The following is a 6,660-nucleotide window of genomic DNA, read 5'->3' as shown; positions in this document are numbered from 1 at the left end:
GGCTAATTGATTGAATTTGAAATAAAAGTGCAATAGAAAATCATCAAAAATGTCAAATAACTACACCGAAAACGTCACAGTTCTTCCCTAGGATAAAAATCGAACTTACTGACCTAGTCCAGAAGGATAGCGACAATGAAAACCTTATTTACCCGCGCAACGACTGCCACAGCACTTGCGCTGACTCTTTCGACTTCGGCTTTTGCTAAAGAGGCTGATTTACAATCTTTGATCAACGCAGCGAAACAAGAAGGCCAAGTGTACAGCATTGGTATGCCCGGCAGTTGGGCTAACTGGCAAGATACGTGGAGCGATTTAGGTAAGATTTATGGCCTAAAACACCAAGATACGGATATGAGCTCAGCGCAAGAAATTGCCAAGTTTGAAGCCGAAAAGAAAAATGCGACCGCCGATATCGGTGATGTTGGCTTTGCATTTGCTCGCGTGGCGGTGAAAAAAGGCGTAACTCAAGCGTACAAACCGAGCACTTGGAATGACATCCCTGACTGGGCCAAAGATAAAGATGGCCACTGGGCTCTGGCTTATACGGGCACCATTTCATTTATCTCGAACAATAATCTAGTCAAGAATGCGCCAAAAACGTGGAACGATTTGCTCAAAGGCGATTACAAAATCAGTATTGGTAATGTAGGCGTTGCCGCGCAAGCAAATAATGCCGTACTAGCCGCTGCTTTTGCTCATGGTGGCAGTGAAAAGAACCTCGATCCGGCAATCGAATTTTTTGCCAAACTCGCCAAGCAAGGGCGCTTATCATTTACAGACCCAAGTATCGCTAACCTCGAAAAAGGTGAAGTTGAAGTGGCCGTATTGTGGGATTTCAACGCCCTAAGTTACCGTGACCAAATTGACCGTAACCGCTTTACCGTTAACATTCCGCAAGATGGTTCTGTGATTTCCGGCTACACCACCATCATCAATAAATACGCCAAAAACCCAAATGCGGCCAAGCTAGCACGTGAATACATCTTTAGCGATCAAGGCCAAATCAACCTTGCACAAGGCTATGCTCGCCCGATCCGCAGCAACGTTGCACTGCCTGCTGCGGTACAAAGCAAATTGATTGCTAACGATCAATACCAGAATGTGAGCCCAATTAGCGACTTTAATGCTTGGGAAAAATCAGCTCGTCAATTGCCACGTCAATGGCAAGAAAATGTCATTATCCACCAGCAGTAAGAGGTAACCATGAACAATAAGGTGATCCTTGTTGTTCTTGATGGACTCAATTATTCCGTAGCCCGTGATTGCATGGGCTACTTAAACGGCTTAATTGAGCAGCAAAGAGCAACCTTATACTCCCTACAATGTGAATTGCCTTCGTTATCGCGTCCTTTGTATGAATGTCTACTCACTGGCGTAAAGCCTGTCGAAAGCGGCATTGTTCATAACCACATTGTGCGCCTTTCACATCATCAATCCATCTTCAGTTTGGCAAAAGAGCAAGGGCTGACAACAGCCGCAGCGGCGTATCATTGGGTCAGCGAGCTCTACAACCGCGCGCCTTTTGATGCAACGCGCGATCGTTTTACCTGTGATAAAACACTCAATATTCAGCATGGCTGTTTTTATCACTGGGATCACTATCCCGATGAAGCACTGTTTTTAGACGCCGAACACTTACGTCGTACTCATCAGCCTGATTTTTTACTGATCCATCCAATGAATATCGATGATGCTGGACATAAGTTTGGCCTTGATTCAGGACAGTATCGTAATAGTGCACGCATGGCCGATGCGCTGTTATCTCACTTTTTACAAAGCTGGCTAAACGATGGCTACCAAGTGATGGTGACCAGCGATCACGGCATGAACAATGACAAGTCACACGGCGGAATATTAACCGAAGAGCGCAACGTCCCGCTGTTTGTATTGGGCAATCAATTTTCGCACCAAGCTTGTGAGATCAAACAAACTGAGCTCTGCGGCCTGTGCTGCCAACTGCTTAATCTTGATCACAATAAGCCCTTTTCTGCGGAGTGCTTAGCATGATCAGTAGCCAAGTTATTAGCAAGCCTAGCGCCGTGCTGAGCCAATCAACGCACTGGGCACGCAAACTCAAACCTGCGCTGTGGCTTACTCCTTTTGCGCTGTTTTTCTACTTATTTCAGCTCGCCCCCATGCTGTGGGTTCTGTTCAACAGCTTTATCTCTGACGATCAATGGTCACTGGACCATTATCGCGAAATCTTCAGCTCATCCTTTATTTTGCAAGGGTTGGGCAATAGTTTGTGGCTCGCCATATGGTCCAGCGTCGCTGGCCTTGCGATTGCGGCAATGTTGGTCGCCTCCTTACGCCGAGTCGATGGCAAGCTGCGCGATGGTGTGATCGCCTTTACCAATATGAGCAGTAATTTTGCTGGCGTCCCTTTGGCATTCGCTTTCATTATTATTCTTGGGGTCAACGGCGCACTGACTTTGCTGCTAAAGCAATACGGTTTGATTGAAGAGTTCAACCTGTATGGCAAATGGGGGCTTCTGGCGATGTATATCTACTTTCAGATCCCTCTTGGCGTGCTGCTGCTCTATCCTGCATTTGATGCGCTCAGTGATGACTGGCAAGCGGCGGCGTCTACTCTGGGCGCCAACGGATGGCAATATTGGCAGAAAATCGCCTTGCCTGTGCTTTCACCAGCCCTACTCGGTACCTTGATTATCCTAATCGCCAATGCGATGGGCGCGTATGCCAGCGTCTACGCACTCACATCCGGCAACTACAACGTCATTACGGTACGCATTGCCAGTTTAGTGGCGGGAGATCTGTTCTTAGAGCCCAATTTGGCCGCCGCCATTTCCGTGGTATTGATGCTAATTTTAGCCTTCATTACTGTGATCAATCAGTGGCTAATTGCGAAAAGCTATAGCGCAAGGAACACCCATGCAAAACGCTAATCCTACCCTTGATAAAATCACCTTTCATAAAAGTGTGGTCTATTCCATCGTGGGAGTGATGTTGCTGCCCATTTTAGCCACCTTGGTTTATTCCTTTTCTTCACGCTGGGGCGCAACGATTTTACCCGATGGCTTCACCTTTGACTGGTATCTCAAACTGCTGACCGACCCTCGCTTTCTCGATGCATTTGGCCGCTCATTGTTGATTGGCATCGCTTCTCTGACACTCAGCGCAGTTTTGATTATTCCGGCGATCTTTGTGGTGTTTTACTATTTCCCTCGTCTGGATAAAGTGATGAACCTGCTGATTTTAATCCCTTTTGCAGTACCGCCTGTGGTCTCTTCAGTTGGATTACTGCAACTGTACGCCGATAGCCAATTTCCAATTGTGGGTACACCTTGGATTTTGATTGGCACTTATTTCACCATTGCGCTGCCGTTTATGTACCGTGCAATTGCCAACAGTTTTGAGGCGATCCATCTGCACGATCTCATGGACGCCGCGCACCTGCTCGGCGCAAGCACCAGCCGTGCTTTTTTACTGATCGTACTGCCAAACATTAGAAAAGGGTTGATGGCTTCGCTGTTTCTATCCTTCTCTTTTCTACTTGGCGAGTTTGTATTTGCGAACATTCTGGTCGGCACGCGCTATGAAACCTTGCAGATTTATCTCTACAACATGCGTCAGACTAGTGGTCACTTCACCTCCGCGTTAGTGATGACTTACTTCCTATTTATCTTTTTACTGACTTGGCTCGCCAGTCGTTTTAGCCGAGGATCCACTCAATGAATTCCACGACCCACACAACCTCTCGCTCTGATTACGTCCACGTCGCCAACCTCACCAAACGCTTTGGCAACAATACCGTTTTTGAAGGGATTGAATTTTCCATTGAGCAAGGGGAATTTGTCACGCTACTTGGTCCGAGCGGCTGCGGGAAATCGACCTTATTGCGCAGTTTGGCTGGCTTAAATCCCGCCGATGACGGCGAAATTTGGGTCAACGGTGAAAACATCACTAACCAAACACCACAGCAACGCGGCATTGGCATGGTGTTTCAATCCTACGCTCTGTTTCCGAATATGACGGTGGCTGAAAACATCGCCTTTGGCCTCAAAATGCAAGGGCAAGACAGAGCTTACATCGCGCGCGAAGTACAAAAAGTGGTCGAACTGGTTTCGCTGATAGGGAAAGAAAAACACTATCCCAACCAGCTCTCGGGTGGGCAGCGCCAACGCGTCGCTTTAGCTCGCGCCTTAGTGGTCAAGCCGCGTATTTTGCTACTTGATGAACCCCTTTCAGCACTGGATGCCCAAATTCGCAAACACTTGCGCCAGCAGATCCGTGATATTCAAAAAGAGCTCAATCTCACCACCGTATTTGTAACCCATGATCAAGAAGAGGCGATGATTCTCTCTGATCGTATTTTTTTAATGCACCAAGGTGAAATCGTTCAGCAAGGCTCCCCAGAAAGCATTTATACTCAGCCAGCCAATGAGTTTGTGGCCGGTTTTATGGGCCATTACAATTTAGTAGAGGCGGCCACCGCCAAGCAGTTGTTTAACATAGACACGGCTTGGAAAGTGGCTATTCGCCCCGAATCCATCTACGTCAAGGAAGCTGGGCGGAGCTATGGTGCCCATGTTTCTGCGCCGCAACATGGCACCATCAAGCATCACCAATTACTGGGTAATGTCATTCGCTACCATGTGGATGTGCGAGGCTGCGAGCTCACGGTCGATTTACTCAATCGTTCGTCAGAGCGATTATTTGCCACTGGCAGTCAGCTAGAATTACTGTTTAACCTTAACGAAATACAACCTGTGAGAGCCTAAATAGATGCCGACACCTCTATACGTTTTTGATATGGACGACACATTGATTGACGGCGACTGCGCAATGATTTGGAGCGAATATTTGGCCGATAAGGGCATAGCGAGCGACCCTGATTTTGTCGCGCAAGATAGGTTGATCATGTCACGCTATGCCAGCGGTGAAATGGACATGGAAGATTACCTCGATTTTGCGATGCAACCTTTGCTCACCCTGCCCACAGAGCAAGTCCAGCGCTTGGCGGACGATTGTGTCGCTACACGCATCGTACCTAGGCTATTTCCTCAAGCCAAAGCACTCATTAAACAGTTAACGGACGAGCGTATTCAAATGCTCATTATTTCGGCGTCGGTCAGTTTTTTGGTTAAAGCTGTCGCCCGTAAAATAGGCGTTGCAGAGGCGATGGGTATCGATATGGTCATAGAGAACAACCATTACACCACGCATATTTTGGGAACACCCACCTACCGAGACGGTAAAGTCACTCGCTTAAATGAATGGCTAGCTGAGCGCCCACAATACGTGGGTCAAGTGCATTTTTTCACTGACTCGATCAATGATTTACCTTTGTGTCTACACGCCGATTTCACCTATTTGGTCAACCCATGCACGCGTCTCATCCAATACGCGCAGCCCCAACAATGGCCGATATTAAAGTGGGGCTAATCACATCCTCTACTTTTGATGAATCATGTAACTTGAGGCGCTGGCGGTAAACTTCTAGTATGAAGACAATAAGTTAACCGAGCCTCTCGCCATGAGCATGAAACACCGCATTGCCTTTATCTCTCTTTTACTGTCAACTCTCAATGCTTGCTCGCCGGAAAATAGCGCGCAAGCATTGGGCACTTTAGAGCGAGACCGCATCACTTTTTCCGCCACCGCCAATGAGATCATTCGCGCGCTTCCTGTCGCGGAAGGCAGCGCAGTGCATGCTGGCGAAGTATTGGTTCGACTGGATACCAAAAATCAGCAGGCGGTGCTGGCCCATGCACTCGCAGAGGCGGCTAAAGCGCAAGCGTATTTGCTCAAACTGAGCAATGGTGAACGCCAAGAAGACACGGCGGCCGCACAAGCCAAAGTCAATCGCGCGCAAGCCAAACTGACAGAGGCGTTGCAAAACTTCAAACGTGTGGAAGAACTGGTTGGTAAAAAGCTCCTCAGCCAATCAGAAAAAGACAGCGCCACCGCCACGCGTGATGCCGCTCGCGCCGAACTCGATTCTGCAAAAGAAGAGTTTGCTAAGCTCACCGCTGGCACTCGCCCTGAAGATATTGAACAAGCGCAAGCGGCGCTGACCGCCGCCAAAGCCGACGTCTCACTGCAACAGCAAAAGCTCGACGAGTTAACCATTGTCGCAACCCGCGATGGAATTTTGGATAACCTCCCATACAACTTGGGTGAGCGCGTCCCAAACAACGGCATTGTCGCTATCATCCAAGCCAGCCGCATCCCTTATGCTCGCGTCTACGTTCCCGCACCACATCGTTTAGCTGTCGTGCCGGGCGCACAGTTTCCAGTGCATATCGACGGTATAAAAGAGCCGCTGCAAGGCACTGTGCGTTGGGTGGCAACGGAACCCTCTTTCACGCCTTACTACGCACTGACCGAAAATGAACGCGCCCGCTTAATGTATCTAGCCGAAGTGGATCTGCCCGAATCCGCGCAATCGCTCCCTTCTGGCATTCCGGCGCAAGTCGATTTAGCGAGGCAAAAATAGTGACTGAACTCGCCATTCACGCCCGTAATGTGGTCAAAAAATTTGGGGATTTCACTGCGATTGAAGGCATCAATCTGAGTGTCCCCAAAGGAACCATTTACGGTTTTCTCGGCCCAAATGGTTGTGGCAAATCGACCACAATTCGCGTACTCACGGGTTTATTAAGCCCTACCTCTGGCAGTGTTGATGTGCTGGGG

At 48.6% G+C, this 6,660-nt stretch carries 8 protein-coding genes; all 8 read left to right on the top strand.

Going from position 1 to position 6,660, the window contains the following annotated elements; genetic code table 11:
• The first annotated feature begins 135 nt into the window (after positions 1 to 135).
• Positions 136 to 1,197: an ABC transporter substrate-binding protein gene (locus B9J87_RS12915; RefSeq protein ID WP_017044980.1), complete on the top strand. Its 1,062-nt coding sequence runs from the start codon at positions 136 to 138 to the stop codon at positions 1,195 to 1,197.
• Between the two features lie 9 nt (positions 1,198 to 1,206).
• On the top strand, positions 1,207 to 2,010 hold the full coding sequence (locus tag B9J87_RS12910) for an alkaline phosphatase family protein (RefSeq protein WP_094151076.1): 804 nt from the start codon (positions 1,207 to 1,209) through the stop codon (positions 2,008 to 2,010).
• Complete coding sequence (locus tag B9J87_RS12905) at positions 2,010 to 2,909, top strand: ABC transporter permease (RefSeq protein ID WP_026027756.1); 900 nt, start codon at positions 2,010 to 2,012, stop codon at positions 2,907 to 2,909. Before B9J87_RS12910 ends, B9J87_RS12905 begins: the two co-directional genes overlap by 1 nt.
• Positions 2,896 to 3,699 carry an ABC transporter permease gene (locus B9J87_RS12900; RefSeq protein ID WP_010318639.1) on the top strand — a complete coding sequence of 268 codons (804 nt, stop codon included), beginning with the start codon at positions 2,896 to 2,898 and terminating at the stop codon, positions 3,697 to 3,699. Before B9J87_RS12905 ends, B9J87_RS12900 begins: the two co-directional genes overlap by 14 nt.
• Positions 3,696 to 4,745, top strand: a complete 1,050-nt coding sequence (locus tag B9J87_RS12895) for an ABC transporter ATP-binding protein (RefSeq protein WP_094151074.1) — start codon at positions 3,696 to 3,698, stop codon at positions 4,743 to 4,745. Before B9J87_RS12900 ends, B9J87_RS12895 begins: the two co-directional genes overlap by 4 nt.
• A 4-nt stretch (positions 4,746 to 4,749) precedes the next feature.
• On the top strand, positions 4,750 to 5,409 hold the full coding sequence (locus B9J87_RS12890) for an HAD family hydrolase (RefSeq protein ID WP_017044976.1): 660 nt from the start codon (positions 4,750 to 4,752) through the stop codon (positions 5,407 to 5,409).
• Positions 5,410 to 5,500: 91 nt separating this feature from the next.
• The gene (locus tag B9J87_RS12885; protein WP_017049314.1) at positions 5,501 to 6,463 is read left to right on the top strand and encodes an HlyD family secretion protein; all 963 of its coding nucleotides are present in this window, start codon (positions 5,501 to 5,503) and stop codon (positions 6,461 to 6,463) included.
• A partial coding sequence (locus tag B9J87_RS12880; RefSeq protein ID WP_141201579.1) for an ATP-binding cassette domain-containing protein occupies positions 6,463 to 6,660 on the top strand: 198 nt, incomplete at its 3' end. The genes B9J87_RS12885 and B9J87_RS12880, both read left to right, overlap by 1 nt.

This window comes from Vibrio sp. V19_P1S1T109 (assembly GCF_002241375.1).
Lineage (GTDB): Bacteria > Pseudomonadota > Gammaproteobacteria > Enterobacterales > Vibrionaceae > Vibrio > Vibrio anguillarum.
This window is presented reverse-complemented; position numbering and strand designations above follow the sequence as displayed.

What these genes read in the sequence shown, in the direction of transcription:
- B9J87_RS12915 (WP_017044980.1), top strand. Translation starts at nt 136, where the DNA reads ATGAAAACCTTATTTACCCGCGCAACGACTGCCACAGCACTTGCGCTG.
- B9J87_RS12910 (WP_094151076.1), top strand. Translation starts at nt 1,207, where the DNA reads ATGAACAATAAGGTGATCCTTGTTGTTCTTGATGGACTCAATTATTCC.
- B9J87_RS12900 (WP_010318639.1), top strand. Translation starts at nt 2,896, where the DNA reads ATGCAAAACGCTAATCCTACCCTTGATAAAATCACCTTTCATAAAAGT.
- B9J87_RS12895 (WP_094151074.1), top strand. Translation starts at nt 3,696, where the DNA reads ATGAATTCCACGACCCACACAACCTCTCGCTCTGATTACGTCCACGTC.
- B9J87_RS12890 (WP_017044976.1), top strand. Translation starts at nt 4,750, where the DNA reads ATGCCGACACCTCTATACGTTTTTGATATGGACGACACATTGATTGAC.
- B9J87_RS12885 (WP_017049314.1), top strand. Translation starts at nt 5,501, where the DNA reads ATGAGCATGAAACACCGCATTGCCTTTATCTCTCTTTTACTGTCAACT.